Annotated in this window: 14 protein-coding genes; 4 read left to right on the top strand and 10 right to left on the bottom strand. The window is 67.5% G+C overall.

The genetic code is table 11. The annotated features are described in order from the left end of the window. Positions 1–2: 2 nt before the first annotated feature. The 5 genes from AC07NN_RS21040 to AC07NN_RS21060 form a co-directional block, all read right to left on the bottom strand. A complete protein-coding gene (locus AC07NN_RS21040; RefSeq protein WP_494645449.1) occupies positions 3–2375 on the bottom strand; it encodes a VirB4 family type IV secretion/conjugal transfer ATPase in 2373 nt (790 codons plus the stop codon). Beyond that, positions 2354–2641, bottom strand: a complete 288-nt coding sequence (locus AC07NN_RS21045; protein ID WP_494645451.1) for a VirB3 family type IV secretion system protein — start codon at positions 2639–2641, stop codon at positions 2354–2356. Before AC07NN_RS21045 ends, AC07NN_RS21040 begins: the two co-directional genes overlap by 22 nt. A gap of 3 nt (positions 2642–2644) precedes the next feature. After that, the gene (locus tag AC07NN_RS21050; RefSeq protein ID WP_494645453.1) at positions 2645–2965 is read right to left on the bottom strand and encodes a TrbC/VirB2 family protein; all 321 of its coding nucleotides are present in this window, start codon (positions 2963–2965) and stop codon (positions 2645–2647) included. Continuing rightward, positions 2965–3585, bottom strand: a complete 621-nt coding sequence (locus tag AC07NN_RS21055) for a lytic transglycosylase domain-containing protein (RefSeq protein ID WP_494645455.1) — start codon at positions 3583–3585, stop codon at positions 2965–2967. The genes AC07NN_RS21050 and AC07NN_RS21055 overlap by 1 nt, the downstream gene beginning before the upstream one ends. A gap of 347 nt (positions 3586–3932) precedes the next feature. Next, a complete protein-coding gene (locus AC07NN_RS21060; RefSeq protein ID WP_494645457.1) occupies positions 3933–4640 on the bottom strand; it encodes a FadR/GntR family transcriptional regulator in 708 nt (235 codons plus the stop codon). Between the two features lie 415 nt (positions 4641–5055). Between AC07NN_RS21060 and AC07NN_RS21065 the strand changes: the two genes are divergently transcribed. Both AC07NN_RS21065 and AC07NN_RS21070 read left to right on the top strand, forming a co-directional pair. Continuing rightward, the gene (locus tag AC07NN_RS21065; RefSeq protein ID WP_494645459.1) at positions 5056–7881 is read left to right on the top strand and encodes a TonB-dependent receptor; all 2826 of its coding nucleotides are present in this window, start codon (positions 5056–5058) and stop codon (positions 7879–7881) included. 168 nt (positions 7882–8049) lie between these two features. After that, positions 8050–9324: an MFS transporter gene (locus tag AC07NN_RS21070; protein WP_494645462.1), complete on the top strand. Its 1275-nt coding sequence runs from the start codon at positions 8050–8052 to the stop codon at positions 9322–9324. Here AC07NN_RS21070 and AC07NN_RS21075 read toward each other — a convergent pair. The 3 genes from AC07NN_RS21075 to AC07NN_RS21085 all read right to left on the bottom strand — a co-directional run bounded on the left by AC07NN_RS21075 (position 9321) and on the right by AC07NN_RS21085 (position 16198). Further along, on the bottom strand, positions 9321–11690 hold the full coding sequence (locus AC07NN_RS21075) for a glycosyl hydrolase family 95 catalytic domain-containing protein (protein WP_494645464.1): 2370 nt from the start codon (positions 11688–11690) through the stop codon (positions 9321–9323). The genes AC07NN_RS21070 and AC07NN_RS21075 overlap by 4 nt on opposite strands. 121 nt (positions 11691–11811) lie before the next feature. Further along, complete coding sequence (locus tag AC07NN_RS21080; RefSeq protein WP_494645466.1) at positions 11812–14799, bottom strand: TonB-dependent receptor; 2988 nt, start codon at positions 14797–14799, stop codon at positions 11812–11814. 193 nt (positions 14800–14992) lie between these two features. Next, complete coding sequence (locus AC07NN_RS21085) at positions 14993–16198, bottom strand: SGNH/GDSL hydrolase family protein (RefSeq protein WP_494645468.1); 1206 nt, start codon at positions 16196–16198, stop codon at positions 14993–14995. A gap of 125 nt (positions 16199–16323) precedes the next feature. Between AC07NN_RS21085 and AC07NN_RS21090 the strand changes: the two genes are divergently transcribed. Beyond that, positions 16324–18672: a glycoside hydrolase family 95 protein gene (locus AC07NN_RS21090; protein WP_494645470.1), complete on the top strand. Its 2349-nt coding sequence runs from the start codon at positions 16324–16326 to the stop codon at positions 18670–18672. Positions 18673–18766: 94 nt separating this feature from the next. On the opposite strand, the gene lldD is transcribed toward AC07NN_RS21090, so the two are convergent. Together lldD and AC07NN_RS21100 are read right to left on the bottom strand one after the other, a co-directional pair. Beyond that, a complete protein-coding gene (lldD, locus tag AC07NN_RS21095; RefSeq protein WP_494645472.1) occupies positions 18767–19903 on the bottom strand; it encodes an FMN-dependent L-lactate dehydrogenase LldD in 1137 nt (378 codons plus the stop codon). An 87-nt stretch (positions 19904–19990) separates the two neighbouring features. Then, on the bottom strand, positions 19991–20773 hold the full coding sequence (locus AC07NN_RS21100; RefSeq protein WP_494645474.1) for an IclR family transcriptional regulator: 783 nt from the start codon (positions 20771–20773) through the stop codon (positions 19991–19993). A gap of 402 nt (positions 20774–21175) precedes the next feature. On the opposite strand from AC07NN_RS21100, the gene AC07NN_RS21105 reads away from it, so the two are divergent. Beyond that, complete coding sequence (locus AC07NN_RS21105) at positions 21176–22483, top strand: L-fuconate dehydratase (protein ID WP_494645476.1); 1308 nt, start codon at positions 21176–21178, stop codon at positions 22481–22483.

Genomic DNA, 22483 nt, shown 5'->3' on the forward strand with positions numbered 1-22483 from the left:
GGTCACGCGGCCTCCAGCAGGCGGGCCATCCAGGCCTGCGGATCGTCACCCAGCTCTTCGCGCAGGGCGTCCAGCTTGCGAACCGTGCTCTCGCGACCCGACAGGACCAGCAGCAGTTCGGGCGAGCCGGCCAGGTTCAGGCGGGCCACGACGCTGTCGGTCCCGTGCTTGATCAGGAAGCAGCGGGCGGTGTCGGGTAGGCTCTTGACCAGCTCGAACTCGTGCTGGGTCAGGCCGAAGCCGTCACAGTAATCCTTCGCCTGGGCCTTCGGATTGGCCATGAAGATCTGGGTCGCGGCCTGCTCGATGATGGCGCTGGCGATCCGGCTCTCGAGGGCGTCCTGGGCGCTCTGGGTGGCGAAGCCGACCACGCCGTTGCGCTTGCGCAGGGTCTTTTCCCAGTCGCGGATGCGGGCGACGAAGACGTCGTCGTCCAGGGCCTTCCAGCCCTCGTCGATGACGATCAGGGTCGGGTGGCCGTCCAGGCGCTGCTCCACGCGGTGGAACAGGTACATCATGGCCGGCGTCCGCAGGGTCGGATCGTCCAGCAGCTGGGTCATGTCGAAGCCCAGCGTGGCGGCGTCGAGATCCAGGCCGTCGGCCTCGTTGTCGAACAGCCAGGCGTGCTCGCCCGTCCCGTGCCAGGGCGCCAGGCGCGCGGCCAGGTCGGCGGCGTCCGGACGGCGCGAACCCCGGAACAGCTCGGCGAAGAAGCGCAGGCGGCGCAGGGCTGGAGCCTGGTCGAAATTGGCGTCGACCGCGTCCTTGATCCGCGCGGCGTCGTCGGCCGACAGGGTCTCGCCCTGAACGGCGACCAGGCGGGCGACCCAGTCGGTGAGGAAGCGGCGGTTGTTGGCGTTGTCGGGCAGGGCCAGCGGGTTGAAGCCGGTCGGCTGGCCCGGGCGCAGGGTTTCATAGCGGCCACCGATGGCGCGCAGGAAGATCTCCGCACCGCGATCCTTGTCGAAGAAGACGATGCGCGGGGCGTACTTGCGGGCCTGGGCCAGCAGGAAGTTCAGCACCACGGTCTTGCCCGAACCCGACGGGCCGATGACGGTGAAGTTGCCCAGGTCGCCCTTGTGGAAGTTGAAGTGGTAGGGCCCCGCCGAGGTCGTTTCCAGCAGCGTCACCGCCGGACCCCAGTGGTTGTTGTCGGCCTGGCCGACCGGGAAGTTGTGGCCGCTGGCGAAGCCGGCGAAATTGGCGGTCGAGATCATCGCCTTGCGGGCGATATCCTTGAAGTTGCCCGGGAACTGGGCCCAGAAGGCGGGCTCCAGATTGATATCCTCGCGCACCGCGATGGCGCCCATCTCGGTGAAGGCCGACAGCACCTCGGCGGTGGCGCGGTCCAGGCCCGCCAGGGTCTCGTCGCGGACCAGCACGGTCAGGTGATGCTCGCCGAACGCAGCGCGGCCCGAGACGACGTCGTCCTTGGCGCGGGTCAGGTCGGCGCGCAGCGAGATGCCGTCGTCATCGGCGGCCTTCATGCGGCGCAGGGCCAGGTTCATGCGCTCCAGGGTCGGCTGGCGGTCGACGAAGCCGAAGCTCTGGGTGACGACCATCTCGCACGGGAGGCGCAGCAGGTCGTCCAGCATCCCGGGCGTGGTCTGGGCCGGGTAGTCCTTGACCGAGACCATCGATCCGAAGCCGCGCGGCAGGGCGCCGGCGCGGGAAAGCTCCAGCGTCTCCAGGCCGAAGCTGGCGCGGCGATAGGGCAGGTACTCGCCGGCGTCGCCCTGCGGGACCAGCACCGGACGCATCTCGCCGTTGTAGAGGCAGGACAGGAATTCCAGCGGTTCGGAGCAGCGGCCGGCCGCACCGTCATAGATCCCGAGCACCCGCGCGCCATAGGGGGCGAGGGCCGAGATCAGGCTGTCGCGGGCGGTGTCCAGCTCGCGGCGATCGGCGGCCAGGACGGCGGCGGCCTCGGCCTTGCCGGTCCCCTTGAGCATCCGCAGGAAGCCGTCGATCACGCCGCCATGGCCTTGCAGCGGGCGGCGGACAATCGTCAGGAACAGGTCGTTGACGTAGAGCTTGCGGGCCGAAAGACGCTCGCTCCAGGTGGCGTCGAGGCCGGCGCTAAAGGCGTCCGGGAAGGCGCCCTGGGTGTGGGCGTCGACCTGGCGGCGGACCACGTGGTGGTAGATGGCGAAGCGCGAGGTCGCCAGGCCGCGCAGCATCACGTCGCGCACGGCCTTGCGGTAGTTCAGCTCTTCGCTGTCGGCCGTCTCGAAGGGCAGACCGGCCAGGTGGATGACCTGCATCAGCAGGCCGTCGCGGGTCTCCAGCGTGACGTCGTCCAGGTGACGGGCGTACGGCAGGCGCTTGCCGGCCGTCACTTCCTTCTTGGGATTTACGCGCTGTAGCTGTTGCATCGCCAGGCTCGGAAGTTGGGGACGCGGGGGCAGCGGCTGACCTTGGTCAGCCACAGGTCGAAGATGCGGGGTTCGCGCAGGCAGGCCGCGTAGCCGATCGCGTGGATCACCAGCGCGGCCGCGATGGCCCAGAACGACTTGGTGATCAGGAAGAGTTCGGCGGTCACTACCCCGTTGATGACGAAGTAGTTGTAGGTCACGCCCGCGAACATCTGCGGGCGCGTCAGGGCGCCGAACACCACGTCGCGATCCAGCGGCGCGGCCATGGCTCAGGCGCCCCCGGCGGCGGCGCGGATGCCGCCGACGATGGTGGCGGCGCCGAACAGGATGAAGCAGCCCAGGATCACCGTCGCGCCGTAGCGCCAGTTCAGGCGGCCGGTCAGCATCATGAAGCCGACGGCGGCCACGGCCATGACGGCCACGGCGGTGGCGACATTGCCCATCAGCGTGCCCTGCAGCCACTGCACCCCGGCCAGGAGCGCGCTGGAGCCCTGCGGATCGGTCTGGACGGCCTGGGCGTGCGCCTGGGCGGCCGCCGAGGAGAGGGCGGCCGCGAGGGCGAGCGCTTTGGTGTTCAGGGTCTTGCGCATCAGCGGGAAGCTCCGAGGACTGGAACGGCGAGGACGGCGCCCGAGGCGGCCATCCGACCGAGGATAGAGGTCACGTAGGCTTGGGTTTCGGCGTAGGGCGGCACCCCGCCGTGCTTGCGGACGGCGGCCGGGCCGGCGTTGTAGGCGGCTAGCGCCAGGCTCACATCGCCGCCGAACTCGGTCATCATGCGGCGCAGGTAGAGCGCGCCGCCGCGAATGTTCTGACCGAGGTCGAACGGATCGACGCCCAGGTCGCGGGCGGTGCCGGGCATCAACTGCATGACGCCGACGGCGCCCTTGGGCGAGACGGCGTTGGCGCGGAAGCGGCTCTCATGCCAGGCCACGGCCTCGACCAGCTTCGGGTCCAGGGCGTAGGCGTCGGCGGCGGTCGAGAGTTGCTGGCGCACGACCTCGGTGTCGGCCGAAGGCGGCGCGATCGGAGCGGCCGGCGGCGCGATCGGCTGCGCGCCGTCCTGCGTGAACACGGACGGGCGATCGAAACGCGTCACGGCGCCGTCGGCGCCGATCTCCAGGACCTGTGCCGCGACGGGACCAGCCAGGAGGCAGCAGCTAACAGCCGCCACCAGAAGCATCGCCCGGCGCGCGATTTCGAACGTCAAGGACGCCCCCATCCGCGGTTAGATAACGTGGTTAACTGTGTATCGGGACACGTCGAAGATGTAATGCGGCATGTCACCGCATTTCATTTTGTTCTCAGTGTCAAAACTGCTGATAAACAACAATAACTCGCGCTTAAGCTTGTTTTGGCGCGGTGTTCTCGAATGCAGCGGTGATTAACGCCAAGCTTTCATTGCTGCTTAAGCTTGGCGAACCAAATGCTGTCGAGCTTCCGCCGCCGAGCAAGCTCAGCCACGCGTTGATCTCCCGTCAGGAGAATCGCGCGGATCGACGATTCTAGGAAGCCGGAAGGTCGACCCAAGCTCAGGCCAGGGCCGCGCGCTCTGGCCTAGCGGTTCAGGCGCTCGGCGTGACGCTGCAGGCTGTTGGTCATGTGGCGACGGGCGGCGGCGGCGGCGGCCTTGGGGTCGCCCTTCTCGACGGCGGCGTAGATCGCCTCGTGTTCCTTCCAGATGCCCCGCAGGTAGTCGTGGTGAGCGGTCTCGTCGCGACCGGCCAAAACAACCTCCCGCGGCGGCACCAGGCGCACGCCCAGAAAGTCGACGAAGCGTTCGAAATACTGGTTGCCGGTCGCGCGCGCCAAGGACCGGTGGAAGGCGACGTCGGCGTCGACGGCCTGGTCGTCGGCCGCGTTCTCCGGCGTCATGGCCATCAGGTAGCCGTACAACGCTTCGAGGTCCGCCGGCGCGCGCCGCTCGGCGGCCAGGGCCGCCATCTCGGCCTCGATCGCCACGCGCATCTCCAGCAGCTTCATGACGTCCTCAAGCGCCGACAGCTCCTCGGGCGTGACCTGGAAGGCCTCGTAGCGCGGACCCTCGGCGACGAAGACGCCCGAGCCTTGCTTGGGCACGGTCAGGCCATGGGCGGTGAGGCGGGCGACGGCCTCGCGCACGACGGTGCGGCTGACGGCCAGATCGGCGGACAGGACCTTCTCGGTCGGCAGGCGTTCGCCAGGGGACAACCGGCCGCTGCGGATGCGGTCGGCGAAGTCATCGAAGATCTCGTCGACGAGCGAACGTCGCCGGGCGAGGGCCATGGGAACTCCTAACTGCTCAGGTGACCCTAGAGCGTGGTCTGACCACGTTCAATCCGCTGAAACCCCTGACAGCGCGAACAGGGCTCGACGTTCGCAAAAATTCATCATATGACCGGGTCACATAATAAAAGAACGGCGATAGCCGAGGGAGGGAGGCCTATTGATCGGACGCCACAGGTGCGTCCGCGGCGCTGCGAGGTAAGGACCGCCGCGCCCCAAAAAATCACAGTGAGAACTCACCAGAACAGTCTGGCGTCCCAGCCAGCACGACACCCCGCGCAGGGGCCGCGAGTGGAGCGGTTTGTCGAAGTTTCGGAGCGGTAAGGGCTCCGCACCTGGGAGGAATACCATCGTGAACTATCAGCAACGCCCGTTCGGGCGATCGCCTCGTCATGCCCTTTTGTCGGCCAGCGCCATGTGTGTCGCGGTCGGTCTGGCCGTCCCGGCCATGGCCCAGACGACGTCGGGCAAGGCCGACTCGACCGAGGTCGGCGAGGTCGTCGTGACCGGCTTCCGCAGCAGCCTGGCCAAGGCCCTCAACACCAAGCGCGAAAGCTCGGTGGCCGTGGACGCCATCCTGGCCGAGGACATCGGCAAGTTCCCCGACCTCAACCTGTCGGAGTCGATCCAGCGCATCCCCGGCGTCGCCCTGGCGCGCGACGGCGGCGAGGGCCGCCAGATCGCCGTGCGCGGTCTCGGCGCCACATTCACCCGCGTCCGCATCAACGGCATGGAAGCCCTGGCCAGCACCGGCGGGGCCGACAGTTCGGGCGGCGCCAACCGCAGCCGCTCGTTCGACTTCAACGTCTTCGCCTCGGACCTCTTCAGTTCGATCAAGGTGGCCAAGACCGCCGAGGCCGCGCAGGAAGAGGGCTCGCTGGGCGCCACGGTAGATCTGCAGGCGGGCCGTCCCTTCGACAGCAGTTCGGACTTCCGTTTCGCCGCCTCGGCCCAGGCCTCCTACAACGACCTTTCGAAGAAAACCGGCCCGCGCCTGGCCGGCCTGGTCTCGAAGACCTTCGCCGACGGCAAGTTCGGGGTGCTGTTGTCCGGCGCCTATTCGCAGCGCGACACCATCGAGGAAGGCTCCAGCACGGTCCGCTGGGGCAGCAATATCGGCAACTTCAATCCGGGCTTCGAGTCCGCGCCGGCCAACGGTCCGACCCTGGCGCAGCTGAACAACGCCTTCCATCCGCGCTTCCCGCGCTACGATCACTTCGACAATCACGGGGAGCGGATCGGCCTGACCGCCTCGATCCAGTGGAAGCCCAGCGACAAGACGCTGGTGACGCTGGACGGCCTCTATGCCGACTTCAAGGCCACGCGCCGCGAGTACTATCTGGAGGCGCCGTCCTTCAGCACCGGCGGGGCGTGCACGACTGCCAACAAGCCGACCAACTGCGGCGTGGCGGATTTCAACGTCGTCTCGGCCACGATCGACAGCAACAACGTGCTGGTCAAAGGCGTCTTCAACGACGTCGACCTACGGATGGAGCACCGCTTCGATCGACTGGACACCAAGTTCAAGCAGGTGACCCTGCTGGTCGATCACGAGTTCAGCGACAAGCTGAGCGCGGAGCTGCATCTGGGCCACTCGGAGTCGTTCCACGACAACCCGTTCCAGTCGACCCTGACCTTCGACAAGTTCAACATCCAGGGCTACGGCTACGACTACACCGACAGCCGCCATCCGGCCCTGACCTACGGAACGCTGGACCTGACCGATCCGTCGGGCTGGGTGATGCGCGAGCTGCGGGCCCGCCAGCTCACGGCTGGCAACGACTATGACAGCGCCAAGCTGTCGGCGAAGTACGCCTGGTCGGACGGGCTGAAGTTCAGCGCCGGCCTGGACTTCAAGAAGTACAAGTTCGTCACCACCGAACGCCGCCGCATCGACGCGGCCGGCTCCACGGCCAATGTCGAGGTGTTCACCGCCGCCCAGGTGGCGCAGTTGAACGCGATCGCGCCGCTGTCCTCGTACAGCATGATCGCCAAGCTGAACGGCAAGGGCCTGGGCATCCCGGTCGGCACGCCGACGGCCTGGGTGATCCCGGATCTGATGAAGGCCTACGAGATCTTCCACATGGACGACGAGACCGCCCTGGGCGGCCTCTTCAAGATGGGTACCGCGCCGGCCCTGACGAACAACAAGGGCGTGGTCGAGACGGACAGCGGCGCCTTCTTCCAGGCCGATTTCCGCACCGACGCTCTGGGCATTCCGGTGCGGGGCAATGTCGGCGTCCGCTATGTCCAGACCGAGCAGGAGTCTTCGGGCTACACCTTCGTGGCAGGCCAGGTGACGCCGCTGGTCTCCAAGCGGAAGTACTCCGACACCCTGCCCAGCCTGAACCTGGTGGCCGAGCCGCGCGAGGACCTCTTGATCCGCTTCGGCGCTAGCAAGGTGATGGCGCGGCCCGAGCTGGTGAACATCTCGCCGGGCGCCAGCTTCAACGTCGCGGGCTCGACCCGCTCGGTGACGGCCGGCAATCCCAGCCTCGATCCGATCCGGGCGACGAACTACGACCTGGCGGCCGAGTGGTACTTCCAGCCCGGCTCGCTGCTGTCAGTGGCGCTGTTCAAGAAGAAGATCTCAAGCTTCGTGCAGGTGGTGACCAGCAACCAGACCTATCAGGGCAACCCGTTCGGCCTGCCCGACAGCGCGGCTTTGGCGGCCTGCGGCAACCAGACGACGGACTGCAATGTCACCACCACGACCTGGGCGTTCTCGGCGCCGATGTCGACGCCGGGCGGCGACCTGAAGGGCTTCGAGGTCAATTACCAGCAGGCCTTCAAGTTCTTGCCGGGCCTGCTCAGTCACACCGGCGTGCTGCTGAACTACACCAGCGTGCTGGCCAAGGTGAACTATGTGAACGGGGCAGGGGTGACCATCGCCCGCCAGAACCTGACCAACCTGTCGCCGCACTCGTACAACGCCACGCTCTACTACGAGGACAGCAAGATCAGCACCCGCGTCTCGGCCGCCTGGCGTAGCCGTTACCTGACCGCGGTGCCCGGCGCCGACAACACGGCCGTCACGCCGATCCCGTTCCAGGGGACCAACGAGACGCTGAATATCGACGCCTCGCTGCAGTACACGATCAACCCGCGCCTGAAGTTCTCGATCGAGGGCATCAACCTCACCGATCAGTTCCAGGACCAGTTCATCGGGCCGCAGGACATGGAGTCCGTCTACCACCACACCGGCCGCGAGTTCGTGGTGGGGCTCCGGTACACGTTCTAATTCACGGGTCCTTTTGGGGCGCCGTGGTCCTCCCCTCGGCGCCCCACTTTTTCGCCAAACACGGGTCTTCGACTTGATGATGACACCGGTTTCCTAGTAGCTGTCCCGACGCGGTCCAAAGAATGCCGCTTCGAAGAACATCCGGGTCATTCCGGGGAGGAAAGAGACATGACGACGCTTGAGGGCGCGCCGCCGAGTCCGCGCGCCAGCCGTTTCCGCTGGGTGGTCTGCGGACTGCTGGTGACGGCCATGGTGTTCAACTACATCGACCGCCAGACGCTGGGCCTGCTGAAGACCGATCTCGACAAGGCCTTCGGCTGGCGCGAGCGCGACTTCGCCACCATGGTCAGCTTCTTCAGCGCCGCCTATGCGGTGGCCTATCTGTTCTGGGGTCGCATCGTCGACCGGCTGGGGGCCAAGATCGGCTTCGCCGTCGCCTTCAGCATCTGGACCGTCGGCCACATCGCCCACGGCCTGGCCGGCACGGTGACCGGCTTCATCGCCGCACGGTCGGTGCTCGGCGTCGGGGAGGGCGGCGCTTTCCCCGCCGGGACCAAGGCCATCGCCGAGTGGTTCCCCAAGAAGGAGCGGGCCCTGGCCACCGGCATCTTCAACTCCGGCGGCAACATCGGGGCGATCGTCACCCCGATCCTGGTGCCGGCCATCGTGCTGTGGCTGGACTGGCGCTGGGCCTTCATCATCACGGGGGCGATGGGTCTCGTCTGGCTCCCACTGTGGCTGGCGCTCTATCGCAAGCCTCAGCAGCATCCGCGCGTCAACGCGGCCGAGCTGGCGATCATCACCCACGATCCGCCGGACGTGGTCGACAAGGTCGCCTGGGGCAAGCTGCTGACGATCAAGGAGACCTGGGCCTACGCCCTGGGCAAGCTGGCGATCGATCCGATCTGGTGGATCTATCTCTACTGGCTGCCGGACTTCCTGCACAAACGCCACGGCCTGGACCTGAAGACCTTCGGCCCGCCGCTGGTGGTGATCTACCTGATGTCGGACTTCGGCAGCGTCGCTGGTGGCTGGCTGTCGTCCTCGCTGCTGCGTCGGGGCTTGAGCCTGAACGCCGCGCGCAAGGTCTCGCTTCTGATCTGCGCCCTGCTGGTGACTCCGATCGCCTTCGCTTCGCAGATCGACAGCCTGTGGGGCGCGGTGGCGGTCATCGGCCTGGCGACCGCCGCCCACCAGGGCTTCTCGACCAACCTGCTGACCTTGCCGTCCGACGTCTTCCCGCGTTCGGCCGTGGGCTCGGTGATCGGCATCGGCGGCGCGCTGGGCGCACTCGGAGCCATGGTCATGTCGCAGTATGTCGGCTTCGTGCTCGAGAAGGTCGGCAGCTACCAGCCGATCTTCTGGATCGCGGCGTCGGTCTATTTGATCGGCCTGCTGGCCATCCAGCTGCTGACGCCGAAGATGGCGCCGGCGAAGGTCTAGGCGGGACGACGCCACACCCAGCCGCCGTCGGGGGAGTACTCCGGCCCCGGCGGCGGGATCGGGCCCTGGTTGGCGTTGAGGCCGAAGCTGTTGGTCGCGCCGACCACCTCCACCGGCCGGATCGAGAGGTCCGGCTTGTGGCCTCGGGCGTGGATCAGGATCTGTTCGCCGGCGGCCAGCTTGGCGCGGTAGCGGCCGTGTCCGACGGCTTCGAGTTTCCGGGCCTGGCCGTTCACGCTGGCCACCGGATCGGCGATCTCGGTTTCGATGACGAACGGCTCGCCGGCCTTGCTCTTCACGCGGACCCACTGGGTGGCGCCGGCCTGCCGCTTGGCGCTGACCAGGAAACCACCCTCGGCGCTGAGGTCCGAGAACGTCACGTCGGCCCAGGCGCTGGGGACGGCCGGGAAGGGGCGCACGACGCCGCCCCAGCTCTGCAGCAGCATGTCGTGCACCGACTGCGCGCCCGACAGCGGCGTCTCGATGACCGGCCACGTCTCCTTGTAGAGCGTGTTGCGGCGCAGATGCTCGGTGAACAGGCTCTGCAGGTAGGTCAGGGCCTCGTCGCCCTTGCCCAGGGCCGAGGCGATCGACGAGCCGCCGGTCGAAGAATAGCCGCGCAGGGCTGCCCGCATCGACTGCCAGTGCTTCAGGGACCGCTCGATCACCTCCGCGCCGCCCGGTTGGTCGCGGTTCACCAGGTAGAACGGGTAAGCCATCAGCAGATGCGAATAGTGCCGGTGCGAGGCGCTCAGCGGCTGGCCAGCGCCGATCATGAAGCCGGTCTCGTCCCGCGGATAATCGACCAGCTCGGCCAGGATCCGCTTCCATTCCGGGATCAGTGGATCGGCGATCTTCAGGCGCTCGACCGCTTCCAGCAGGGCCGTGCAGCTCCAGCGCAGGGCGGCCAGATCGTAGTTGAGGTCCGGCGCATAGCCGAACTCCGGCGAATAGGTCGAGGGCAGGTGCAGGCGGCCATCCTCGCCACGCTCCAGGAAGTGCCGGTAGTAGTTCGTCGTGCGGCGCAGCACCGGGTAGAGCGTGTCGCGCAGCACCGAGATGTCCATGGTGTGGCGCCAAACCAGCCAGACATTGTGCAGCGCCCAGGGCAGGTTGCCGACCTCGGGCGGATCGCCGGACACCCGCTGTCCGACCTTGGTGCGGCGGTCTCCCGGCTTCGGAGCCGGCGGCTGCGACAGCAGGTTCCGCCCCGCCGACCGGCCCATGATCGAGGAGTCGTGGCGGTAGGGCGCTTCGACATTGTCGATCAGCTGCTGCTGGTTGTCGTGGATCGTCCGGACCAGGGAGTAGGCCAGCGACGCGCGGTTCGACGTCAGCGGGGCCCAGTAGTTCAGCTGGACGTTCAGGTTCCAGGTCGCATAGGGCCAGCTGGACGGCTGCAGCCAGGGACCCTGGTTGTCGATATAGGGCCGGTCGGCGCGCGTCGCCGAGGCCAGCTTGTACATCTGGATCCAGTAGAAGCTTTCGACCCGCGCGTCCGGAATGCTGAGGAAGCTGGCCGGATAGTAGGCGCGCCACCAGGCCTGGTGGCGCTTGAGCAGCGATGGATCGGCGAACGCCGTGCGCACGGAGGCCAGGGCCGAGGCACGCGCGGTCGTGAGGCTGTCCTTGTCGAAACCGGCGCTGACGATCAGTCGGCCGGCGTCCCGACGCCAGGCGGTGGCGGCGCCGCCCTGGCTGACCAGCAGGGGTTGGAGCCAGAGGCTTTCCCGGCCATCTTGAGCGGTGTGTCCCGCCGGGTTGTTCTGATAGTCGGCGACGACGAAGCGGGGAACGTTGTGTTCGAGGCCCCAGGTCTGGCGCGGGCTGATCGCCTCCTCGCCGACCCATTCCCAGTGTGCGTCGACCTCGCCCGACCGGCCCGTGGTCTCGACCACGATCGCCATGTCGTCGGCATGGACGTAGAGGCGCAGGTCGATCTGGCCAAGGTCGGTGGCGACGCTGGCCGCCAGGATCGCGTCGTGCAGGACCAGACGCATCTGGACGTCGTCGGCGAGCTTGCCTTTGGTCCGCAGCAGGAAGTGGCCGATCGGCAGGCGCGGGGTGCGGATGCCGGTCTGGTCGGGGAGGGCGCGGTAGTCCTGGAAATCGGAGCGCTGCACGTCCAGGCGCAGCGCGCTGGCGGCTTCGTCAAAATAGAGCTGGGCGCCCATCATGCCATTGCCCAGGAACGGCCCTTCGTCCCAGGCCTTGGGCAACTTCGTCCAGACCATGTCGTGGCGGGCCAGGAACTTCGCCCAGTCGATCGGACCTGACTGGGCGTTCGCCGCCAACGGCGCCCCAAGCGCGCCCAGGGCCGCGGCTGAGACGCAGAGCTTCAGGGCCGTGCGACGGGTGATGGTCATGGGGCGGCTCTCACGCGAAAGGGTATGTGGGCGACCCACGGGGGGACGAGGTCGCCCACGACGGGATGAGGAGACGCCGGAGGTGGAGGTCCATCCGGCGTCGAGCTCTCACCGCGTTTGGCTAGAACTTCGAGTTGAACGCGATGCGGAAGGTGCGGCCGTCATAGTCCTGACGACGCGCCATCGCCTCGATGCCCTGGTACTCCTGACGGACAGCGTTGGTGATGTTGAAGGCGCTGACCGAGATGCTGGTGCCCTTGCGCAGGTTGAACGAGGCCGAGCCATCCAGCTGGCCGCGCGGCTTCACCCGCCGCGCCGCGCCGCCAAAGCCGAAGATAGCGGCGTCCGGCACGTCGTAGTCCGTGCGGTAGTTGTAGGTCAGGCGAACGCCGAACAGGTCGGTCTCGTAGTAGCCGATGACATTGAAGTTGTGCTTCGAGATGCCTGGCAGCGAGACCTTGGCGCCGGTCGGGCCTTTGCCGTCGACGACCGTGTAGGCGTAGTTGAATGCGCCGCCGAAGTTGCTCCAGAAGCCCGGCAGGAAGTCCAGGTTCTGCTGCACGTTGAACTCGGCGCCGCGCAGCGTGTAGGGCGTCGCCGAATTGACGTAGCCGGTCAGGTTGACGGTCTGCAGGTCGCCGCTCGCGTCCGGTCCGGCGCCCGTATAGCAGAGGTCGCCCTGCAGGCTGAGCGGGCCCAGGCCCAAGGTGCCGCCGTCCGTCGGGCACAGCGCTTTCGCGCCGCTGACCTGCTGGATGAAGTTGTGCAGGCGCTTCTGGAACACCGTCAGGGCCACCAGGCCGCCCGGGCGATTGTACCACTCCATCGACACGTCGAACGAGGTGGAGGTGTAGGGCTTCAGTTCGGCGTTGCCGAGCGTCGCCGTGATGACGTTCGTATCGCTGGGCGTGCCCACCAGGGTGACCGGCGAGAACTGGCGCGGGTGCGGGCGCACATAGGTGCGATAGGCCGCGGTGCGGACGATGAAGTCGTCGGTCACGTCGAAGACGGCGATCGCCGACGGCAGCCACTGGCCGTAGCTGTCCTCGTACCGGCGATAGGCGTAGTCCGAGAGACTGCCGAGGTTCGTGGTCGAGGTCTTGATACGGTTCAGCGTATCCATCGTCTTTTCGGTGTGCTCGTAGCGCAGGCCCACCGAGCCGCGCACCGGGACCGAGAACAGCTGGCTGGCGTACTTGCCTTCGACATAGCCGGAGGTGATGTCGGTGATGCTGTTGAAGTTGTAGCGGCCGATGTTCACGTCGTCGTTCAGGGTCTGGTTGAACCCGTTGAACGCCAGCGGCGCGCCTTCATACGGCGTCACCGGCTGCAGGGCCTTGAACAGCGCCCGCACGTCAGTGATGCGCCAGTTGGTGTTCATGCCCGGCAGCGAACCGCCGAAGAAGTCGTCCGCGCTGGGGCTGGTCAGGCGGAAACTGTCCTTGATGTTCTGGGACTGGATGCCGACCGCGTTGATCTTCGAACCGCGCGACGTGTAGTCGTTCCGCTCGAAGCGTCCGCCGAACTGGATCGAGGAGAGGGGACCGAAGTCGAGCTGGCGCTCGATGTCCTGCTGGAACGCCTCGATCTTGCTGTCGGCATAGGCCTGGATGCCGCTGATGTTGAAGCGCAGGCGGTTGGGCGTTCCGGCAACCGAGTTGTACCAGTTGGTGAACTCGGCGCTGCTGGTGGTCGCCGAGCCCTGGATCCAGGTCGGGTTGCCGTCGACATTGAAGATCGGCGCGGTGGTGGTGAAGCTCTGGCGATACTTCGAGAAGTCGCCGCCGCCGCTCGAGAAGCTGCCGTTGATGCCGTTGCCCGTGGCGACCTGCACCCGGTTGAACGTGACGTACTGCTCTTCGGAGGCGTTGCTGGCCTTCGAGATCGTGGCGATCGTCGACAGGCGCCAGAGGTCGTTCTTATACTCCAGGCTCGGGTTGAAGCCCCAGGCCTTCTGGGTTTGCGGGAAGAGGCGCGAGTCCTCGACCAGGTTGATGCCCGAGAAGTCGAAGTCCTGGATGTAGTACGAGCCGTTCGGGCCCTGAGAGAGGTTGCCCGTCGGGGTGATCTTGGCGCCGGTGCCCGAATAGTTCGCCGTGCTGAAGTTCTGGCTCGTATTGCTCTGGGTCCGGCGGGTGAACAGGCCCGTCACGCCGAACTTCAGCTCGTCGTTGATCTTCCACTCGGCGCCGCCGGCGGCCGAGAACTGGTCGCCGACATTGACGCGCGTGTACTGGCGGCTCTGGGCCACGTACTGCACGCCCGTCTGGGACAGCTTGCCCGTGCCGCCGGCCACCGCGACGCAGCCCGAGACCGAGGCGTAGGTGGTCGTGCAGGTTCCGGTCGGCGCGTAGTAGTCGGCGTAGCGGGTGATCAGGTCCGGCGTCAGCGCGGTCGTCAGCGTGCCGTAGCTGTTGAACAGCACGGAGTCGCGGCGGAAGTTCTCGTGCTTGAACGCCGCGATGCCGAAGACCGCGAAGTTGTTCGTGAGGTGCTTGTTGTAGCCGAGCGTGAAGCTGGGTTCGCCGCGCTTGCCCAGCTCGTTGTAGTCGTACGAGGCCTTCACGCGGCCGCCTTCACGGCGCGATAGGGCTCCCTGGATCTGCAGGTCGATATTGCCGCTGACGCCGCCCGCCTGGGCGTGGGCCATGGGCGACTTCTCGATGCGGACCGCGCTGAAAACGTCAGACAAGAAGGCGCCGAGCGGGGTCGAGGACTGCAGGATCGGCTCGGCGAAGGCCACGCCGTTCAGGGTGGTGCGGGCGAATTCGCCGGGCAGGCCGCGCAGGTTGACCGTCGCGTCGCGGCCCTCGGCCTCGCGGTTGATCTGAATGCCGGGCACGCGCTGCAGCGCTTCACCGATGTTGAGGTCCGGGATGCGGCCCAGGTCGTCCGACGAGATGCCGTCGGTGATCTCGATGGCGGTGCGCTTGGTGCGCACTTCGTTGGCGTAGCTCTGCTTGAAGCCCGTCACGACGACTTCGGCGACGGCGGTCGCCGGCTGCTCGGCCGACGCCGGCGTCGCGGTTTGCTGCGCCAATGCCGGCGCTGCAGTGATCAGGCACATCGCGCTGGCCGATGCGAAAAGCACCGTGTTCTTCAAACGCATGTTCCACTCCCCTTGTTTTTATATGTGACCGAATTGGCGCGCTGACCCCTCCTTCGTCAACAAGTTTCTTCACCAGTGAATATGAATTTTGCTGATGAACTTGTCTGAGTATAAACTATCTCGCACACGGCGACGGGGCCGCCGGCCTTGCGGCGGGCGGCTTCGGCAGTGTCGGGATGGGGTCTGAGGTGGGCTAGCGGCCGCCCTTGGCGCGGCAGCCGAACAGCGAGAGATCGACCGCCTTGGCCATGCGCGCATAGCCCTCGTCGTTCGGATGGAGGCGGTCCGGGCGACTCGCGGCGTCTTCCATCGACAGCGGCTTCTTCGGATCGCGGATAGCGGCGTCGAAATCGACGACGCCGGCGAACAGGCCGCCGGTGCGAATGAAGGCGTTCATCGCCTGACGTGTCGCCTCGGACGTCGCGTCGTAGCGGTCGGAACCCTCGAACGGGGTGACCGTGCCGCCGATCACCGTGACGCCGTGATCCTTCAATCGGCCGACGATCTGGCGGTAGGCCGAGATGGTCTCCTTCGCCGTTCGGCCCGGCTTGAAGTTCGGCGCGCCGCTGTGGCGGATGTCGTTGATGCCTTCCAGCAGCACCACATAATCCACGCGCGGCAGGGACAGCACGTCGCGATCCAGCCGCGCCATGGCCGAGGGGCTGCGGCCATGGTCCACGAGCCGATTGCCGCTGATGCCGGCGTTGACGACGACATAGCGCCCTGGGCAGGCGGCGTTCAGGCGCTGGCCCAGCATCGAGGGCCAGTCGCGGTTGGCGCCGACGGTGGCGGTGGAGCCCTCGGTAATGGAGTCACCCAGCGCCACCACGACCTTCGGCGCCTTGTCGACGCGCGCATAGACCGTCGAGACGACGTTTTGGCGCGCCGCCACGGGAAGGCTGTCGCCAACCTCGGCGCGTCCCGGCGCCACGCGAACCGCTGTGCGCCGGACGGCGGGGAAGACGGCTTCCGGGAAGTGGATGGTGACGGCGAGGTCGGTGAGGGCAGGGGCGGTCACGGTCACCTCGTCGCTGACCACGACGCCGCCCGGCGGCAGGGCGACCGCCGCCGCGCCGTCGAACAGCACCGGGACAGCCGCAGCCGCGCCTCGCACGGTCATCGCGTCCAGCGTCAGCGGCTCGGTTCCCAGCTCGTTGCTGATCCGAAAGCGCAGAGCCTTGGCGGCGCCGGCCAGGCGGATGTCCTGGCGCACGCTCTCGTCCTTGAAACCCCGCGATACGCCGCCGGGGCCATCCTTCAGGTCTGGCGTGGGCGAGGCGGTCCAGACCGGAATCCAGTCGGCGGCGGCCACGGGTGAAGCGGCAGCCAACATGGCGAAGGCGGCTGCGCCGAACAGGTTGGCGGCCTGGCTGGAGGGCTGTCTCAGGCGCTTGTTCATGCTTACCGTCCTTCGCAAAAAGCAATTTTGTCACTAATGGATATGAAATTCATCTATGAAACAATCTTGGTCTACGCTAACCCTAGGACGTTGCGGCGGAGATCGCAGCGCCTGGGAGTGAGAGTTTGGCCCGCAAGACCCTGACACGTCGCCAGCTCGGCGCGGCAGCCGCGGCCTTCGGTCTGGATCGGGCCCTGGCCGACACCACCACGCCCACGGGCGGCGCGCACGTCCTTTGGTACCGGCAGCCCGCCAAGGAATGGGTCGAGGCCCTGCCGATCGGCAATGGCCGCCTGGGCGCGATGATCTTCGGCGATGTCTGGGCCGAGCGACTGCAACTGAACGAAGCCACCCTGTGGACCGGCGGCCCCTACGACCCGGTCAACAAGCGCGCCGGCGAAGGCCTTGGCCCCGTGCGCGCCCTGATTGCCGCCGGCCGCTACGCCGAGGCCGAGCAGAGGGCCAACGAGACCCTGGTGGCCACGCCGCCGCGCGAGATGGCCTACCAGCCGTTTGGCGATCTGGGCCTGCGCTTCATCGGCGCTCAAGGAACCGTCAGCGGCTATCGCCGCTCGCTCGACATTGACAACGCCCTGGCCGAGACCGTCTTCGAGATCGACGGCGTCCGTTATCGCCGGCGGATGCTGGCCTCGCCCGTCGATCAGGTCATCGCCATGGAGGTCACGGCCAGCCGGCCGGGCGCTCTGAATTTCGACGTCACCCTGACCTCGGCCCAGACGATCCAGCAGGTCGTGCTGGAGGGCCGCAACACGATCAAGATTGCCGGCCGCAACAACGACGGCGAGGCCGGCACGCCGGGCAAGCTGACCTATTGCGGTCGCGCGCGGGTCCTGGCCCAGGGGGGCTCGACGCGGCCCGTCGACGGCCGGATCGAGGTGCGCGGCGCCAATCGCGTGACCATCCTGGTCGCCATGGCCACCAGCTATCGGCGCTATGACGATGTGAGCGGCGATCCCGACGCGATCACGCGCGGCCAGATCGACAAGGCCGCCGGCAAGACCTTCGACCAATTGGTGCGCGCCGCCACCACCGCGCACCGCGCCCTGTTCGACCGCGTGACCCTGGACCTGGGCGGCCAGGACGACATCGGCCTGCCGACCGACCTGCGCCTGGCCCGCAACGAGACGACCAACGATCCGGGCCTGGCGGAGCTGTACTTCCAGTACGCCCGCTACCTGCTGATCGCCTGCTCGCGGCCGGGCGGCCAGGCAGCCAACCTGCAGGGTCTGTGGAACGACCAGGTCAAGCCGCCCTGGGGTTCGAACTACACGATCAACATCAACACCCAGATGAACTACTGGCCCGCCGAGGCCGGTGGACTGGCCGAGTGCGCCGAACCCTTGTTCGACCTGATCGCCGACATCGCCGAGCGAGGCGCGGTCACGGCCAGGCAGATGTACGGCGCGCGCGGCTGGGTGGCGCACCACAACACAGACCTGTGGCGCGGGACCGCGCCGTTCGACCACGCCAAGGCGGGACTATGGCCGACGGGCGGCGCCTGGCTGTGCCTGCATCTGTGGGAGCGCTACGACTACGGCCGCGACAAGCGGTTCCTGGCCCGCGCCTATCCCATCATGCGCGGCGCGGCGCTGTTCTTCCTCGACACCCTGCAGACCGACGCCACCACCGGCTGGCTGGTCACCAGTCCGACCAACTCGCCGGAGAACCGCCACGGCTTCGGCTCGACCCTGTGCGCGGGGCCGACCATGGACATGCAGATCCTGCGCGACCTGTTCGACAACACCCGCGAAGCCGCCCGCATCCTGGGCCTGGACGCCGACTTCCGTCAGGACCTGGCCAAGACCCGGGAGCGACTGGCCCCCACGCGCATCGGCGCCGGCGGGCAGCTGATGGAGTGGAAGGACGATTGGGACGCGGTCGCGCCAGACCCCAAGCACCGCCACGTCTCGCACCTCTATGGGCTCTATCCCAGCTGGCAGCTCGATCCGGCCGTCCATCCCGACCTGGCCGCCGCCGCCAAACGGACGCTCGAGACGCGGGGCGACAAGACCACCGGCTGGGCCATCGCCTGGCGCATCAACCTCTGGGCCCGCCTGAAGGACGGCGACCACGCCCACGAGGTGCTGCGCCTGCTGCTGGCCCGCGAGCGGACCTATCCGAACCTGTTCGACGCCCACCCGCCGTTCCAGATCGACGGCAACTTCGGCGGCGCGGCGGCGATCATCGAGATGCTGATCCAGAGCAAGGGCGACATCGTCGATCTCCTGCCGGCCCTGCCCATGGCCTGGCCGCAAGGATCGCTGCGCGGCGTCCGGGTGCGCAACACCGGTCTCGCCGACATCTCCTGGCGCGATGGCAAGCTGCAGCGCGTGACCTTGCGCTTCGCCACCGCCGGCAAGCGCACGATCCGATGCGGCGGGGCGAGCCGCGACATCCTCGTGCCCGCTGGCGGGCGCGTGACGCTGGAGGGGCCGTCCCTGACGGGCGCCTGACCCGCGTCGTTACCGAACACCCGCCGACATAGCCTCTACCCATTGGCGGGTATTCCTCGGCCGGGCAGCGCTACAGCGCCGCCCGGCCTTTCTTTTATCGGGGATCCAGCACGCGCCCGTCGACGTCGCGCGCCGCCGAGAGGCCGGCCAGGGCCAGGGTCGTGCGCATCTCGGCCGTCATCATGTCGAGCAGTCGGCCGACGCCAGGACCGCCGGCGGCGGCGAGGGCGTAGACCCAGGCCCGGCCCAGCAGCACGCCCTTGGCCCCCAGCGCCAGCATCCGCACCACGTCCATGCCCGAGCGGACGCCGGAGTCGGCCAGCAGGGTCAGGTCGTCGCCGACAGCCTGCGCGATGCTGGGCAGGGCGCGCGCGGTGGACACAGCGCCGTCCAACTGGCGCCCCCCGTGGTTGGAGACCACCAGGGCGTCGGCCCCCAGGCGCACGGCGTCGCGGGCGTCGTCGGGCTCCAGCACGCCCTTGATGATCAGCGGGCCGTCCCAGGCGTCCCGGATCCATTCCAGGTCGCGCCACTGGATTGTCGGATCGAAATTGGCCCCCAGCCAGCCCATGAAGTCCTCCAGGCCGCTGGTCTTGCCCAGCACCGGCGCGACATTGCCCAGCTGGTGCGGACGGCCCCGCACCCCCACGTCCCAGGCCCAGTCCGGCTTGCCCAGGACCTGGGCGTAGCGCCGGAAGGCCGCCATCGGTCCCGAGAGGCCGCTGTGGGCGTCGCGGCGGCGCGCGCCCGGCACGGGCATGTCGACCGTAAACACCAAGGCGCTGGCGCCCTGGTCCTTGGCCTTGGCGATCAGGTCGCGCATGAAGCTGCGATCGCGGATGACATAGAGCTGGAACCAGATCGGCGCCGGGCTGGCGGCGGCCACCTCGTCCAGGGCGCAGACCGACACCGTCGAGAGGCAGAAGGGCAGGCCGCGCGCGGCCGCCGCTTGAGCAGCCTGGACCTCGCCCCGCCGCGCATACATGCCGCTGAGGCCGACGGGACCGAGCACGATGGGCGCGGCCAGTTGCTGGCCGAACAGGGAGGTCGTCAGGTCGACGCCGCCGACGTCCTTCAGCACCCGCTGGCGCAGCGCCAGGCCGGCCAGGTCGCTGACATTGCCGCGCAGGGTCCGCTCATCGCCCGAGCCGCCGTCGATATAGTCGAACAGGAAGCGCGGCAGCCGGCGGCGCGCGGCCTGCCGGAAATCCTCGGTCGAGGTGGCGATCATGGGGCGTGAGTCCGGAATCGTTTTCTATATGAATGTCTATTTCATATAGAAAACGAAACGCCTAGGCCCGCTTTGGACGCTGTGCGGCTAGACCCGGACGTCCGACGAGGCCAGCTCCGCCGAGATGCGCTTGGCGGCTTCCCGGACCAGCTGCAAGGCGTGACCTTGCTCGACCTTCAAGGGGACCTTGCGGACGAACGGCATGGTCAGGGCGGCGGCGGCGATCTCGCCCCGCAGGACTGGCGCGGCCAGGTCGACGATGCCCGGCACGATGTCGCTGGGATGCTCGTCATAGCCGTTGGCCTGAGCGCGGTCGGCGCGGGTGCGGAAGGCCGCTAGGCGATCGGCCGGCAAGTCGGGGGAGAAAAAGCTCTCCCAGCGCGCCCGGGTCTCGGGGGTCTGGAAGGCGTAGAGCACCGTACCCGACCCGGTCAGGGCCATCGGCTGGCGATAGCCGATCCGCACCGAGAAGCCGAGCAGGCTGGCCGACTCCATACGGGCGGCCACGACGATGTCGCCGTCGGCGCGCAGGGCCAGGTGGCAGCTCTGTTCGGCGGATTCGGCCAGGTCGCGCATGACGGGCAGGGCGACTTCCAGGATCGACTTCACCGGGGCCTGCTGCATGCCCAGCGCGAACAACCGGGTCGTGGGTAGGTAGCCGCTGCCGACCTGCTCGATGAAGCCGCGATACTCCAGCACCTGGATCATGCGGAACAGCTCGCCCGTCGAACGGTCCAGCGCCTGGGTGATCATGCCGATGGTCATGGGCTCGCTGGCCCGCGAGATCAGCTCCAGGATGTCCAGGCCCTTCTCGAGCGCCGGCGCGCGATAGCGCTGCTCTTCGCCGTCAGCCTTGCTCGATACGTCCACTGCCGTCCCCCGCCGTTTCACAGGCGAAAGCCTAGCCGATGGTCGACGGGACGCGAAGTGGTCTTGCGAAACCACGCGCTGTCGCGCTCCCGCGCGGATTCAGGCATCCGCGCGATTGACTTTATTTCAGATACAAATATCAAACTCATATGCAAAATACGAAATCTCCAGTCGTGACCAAGCTCACGCAAGCGCGAGCAAGGGGCGCGACGTCACGCGTCCGTGGGGACAAGCGGAAGGTGCACAAGTAAAACGGAACTTCAAGTATGCTTGCACCGACGGGGTCGTCATGCAAGCTGGTAGCGCTACCTTTTTCGATACGCTCAAGCCGATCTGGCGGGCGAGACGTTCGCGGACCGAGTGGAGACGAGCCTTGAAGAAGACCATCCTGAGCCCGCGCCGATGACCCGGATCACCGGCCTGCGGACCATCGATGTTCGCTTCCCCACCAGCCAGTCGCTGGACGGGTCCGACGCCATGAACCCCGATCCCGACTACTCGGCCGCCTATGTCGTGCTCGACACCGATCAGGCCGGACTGCACGGCCACGGCCTGACCTTCACCATCGGGCGCGGCAACGACCTGTGTGTCACCGCCATCGAGGCCATGCGCCACCTGGTGGTCGGCATCGAGCTGGAGTGGGTCAAGGAAGACCCCGCGCGCTTCTGGCGTCACCTGACGGGCGACAGCCAACTGCGCTGGGTCGGTCCGGACAAGGGCGTCATGCACCTGGCGACCGGCGCCGTCGTCAACGCCGTCTGGGACCTGTGGGCCAAGGCCGAGGGCAAGCCGGTCTGGGCGCTGGTCGCCGACATGTCGCCAGCCGAACTGGTCCGCTGCATCGACTTCCGTTACCTGACCGACTGCATCACGGCCGAAGAGGCCCTGGCGCTGCTGGAGGCGCGCGCCCAAGGCAAGGCCGAGCGCCGCGAGCGCCTGCTGGCGGAAGGCTACCCCTGCTACACCACTTCGGCCGGCTGGCTGGGCTATGACGACGCCAAGCTGCGCCGCCTGGTGCAGGAGGCCGTCGACGCCGGCTTCCGCCATATCAAGCTGAAGGTCGGCCGCGATCTCGAGGACGACATCCGCCGCGTCCGCGTCGCGCGCGAGGTGCTGGGTCCTGACCGCACCCTGATGATCGACGCCAACCAGGTCTGGGATGTCGATCAGGCGATCGACTGGGTCAACGCCCTGGCCTTCGCCAAGCCCTGGTTCATCGAGGAACCGACCAGCCCCGACGACGTCTATGGCCACGCCCGCATCAAGGCGGGCATCGGCGACATCAAGGTCGCTACCGGCGAGATGTGCCAGAACCGCATCCTCTTCAAGCAGTTCATCATGAACCAGGCCATCGACGTCGTGCAGATCGACGCCTGTCGCCTGGGCGGGGTCAACGAGGTGCTCGCCGTCCTGCTGATGGCCGCCAAGTACGAACTGCCGGTCTGTCCGCACGCGGGTGGAGTGGGGCTGTGCGAGTACGTCCAGCATCTGGCGATGATCGACTACCTGTGTTTCGCCGGCACGCATGAGGGCCGCGTGATCGAGTATGTCGATCACCTGCACGAGCACTTCGTCGAGCCGTGCGTAATCCGCGACGCGGCCTATATGCCGCCGCAAGCGCCGGGGTTCTCCATCGAGATGAAGCCGCTTTCCCTGGCCCAGTACGAGTATCGAGCCGAGCGCCAGCCACGGCGCGGCGTTGTGGGCTGA

Source organism: Caulobacter sp. GW821-FHT09H08, from assembly GCF_059415885.1.

Excerpts from the sequence above, each read along its gene's own strand:
- AC07NN_RS21040 (WP_494645449.1), bottom strand. The coding sequence starts at position 2,375 with ATGCAACAGCTACAGCGCGTAAATCCCAAGAAGGAAGTGACGGCCGGC.
- AC07NN_RS21085 (WP_494645468.1), bottom strand. The coding sequence starts at position 16,198 with ATGAACAAGCGCCTGAGACAGCCCTCCAGCCAGGCCGCCAACCTGTTC.
- AC07NN_RS21050 (WP_494645453.1), bottom strand. The coding sequence starts at position 2,965 with ATGCGCAAGACCCTGAACACCAAAGCGCTCGCCCTCGCGGCCGCCCTC.
- AC07NN_RS21105 (WP_494645476.1), top strand. The coding sequence starts at position 21,176 with ATGACCCGGATCACCGGCCTGCGGACCATCGATGTTCGCTTCCCCACC.
- AC07NN_RS21065 (WP_494645459.1), top strand. The coding sequence starts at position 5,056 with ATGTGTGTCGCGGTCGGTCTGGCCGTCCCGGCCATGGCCCAGACGACG.
- lldD (WP_494645472.1), bottom strand. The coding sequence starts at position 19,903 with ATGATCGCCACCTCGACCGAGGATTTCCGGCAGGCCGCGCGCCGCCGG.
- AC07NN_RS21075 (WP_494645464.1), bottom strand. The coding sequence starts at position 11,690 with ATGACCATCACCCGTCGCACGGCCCTGAAGCTCTGCGTCTCAGCCGCG.
- AC07NN_RS21070 (WP_494645462.1), top strand. The coding sequence starts at position 8,050 with ATGACGACGCTTGAGGGCGCGCCGCCGAGTCCGCGCGCCAGCCGTTTC.
- AC07NN_RS21060 (WP_494645457.1), bottom strand. The coding sequence starts at position 4,640 with ATGGCCCTCGCCCGGCGACGTTCGCTCGTCGACGAGATCTTCGATGAC.
- AC07NN_RS21080 (WP_494645466.1), bottom strand. The coding sequence starts at position 14,799 with ATGCGTTTGAAGAACACGGTGCTTTTCGCATCGGCCAGCGCGATGTGC.
- AC07NN_RS21045 (WP_494645451.1), bottom strand. The coding sequence starts at position 2,641 with ATGGCCGCGCCGCTGGATCGCGACGTGGTGTTCGGCGCCCTGACGCGC.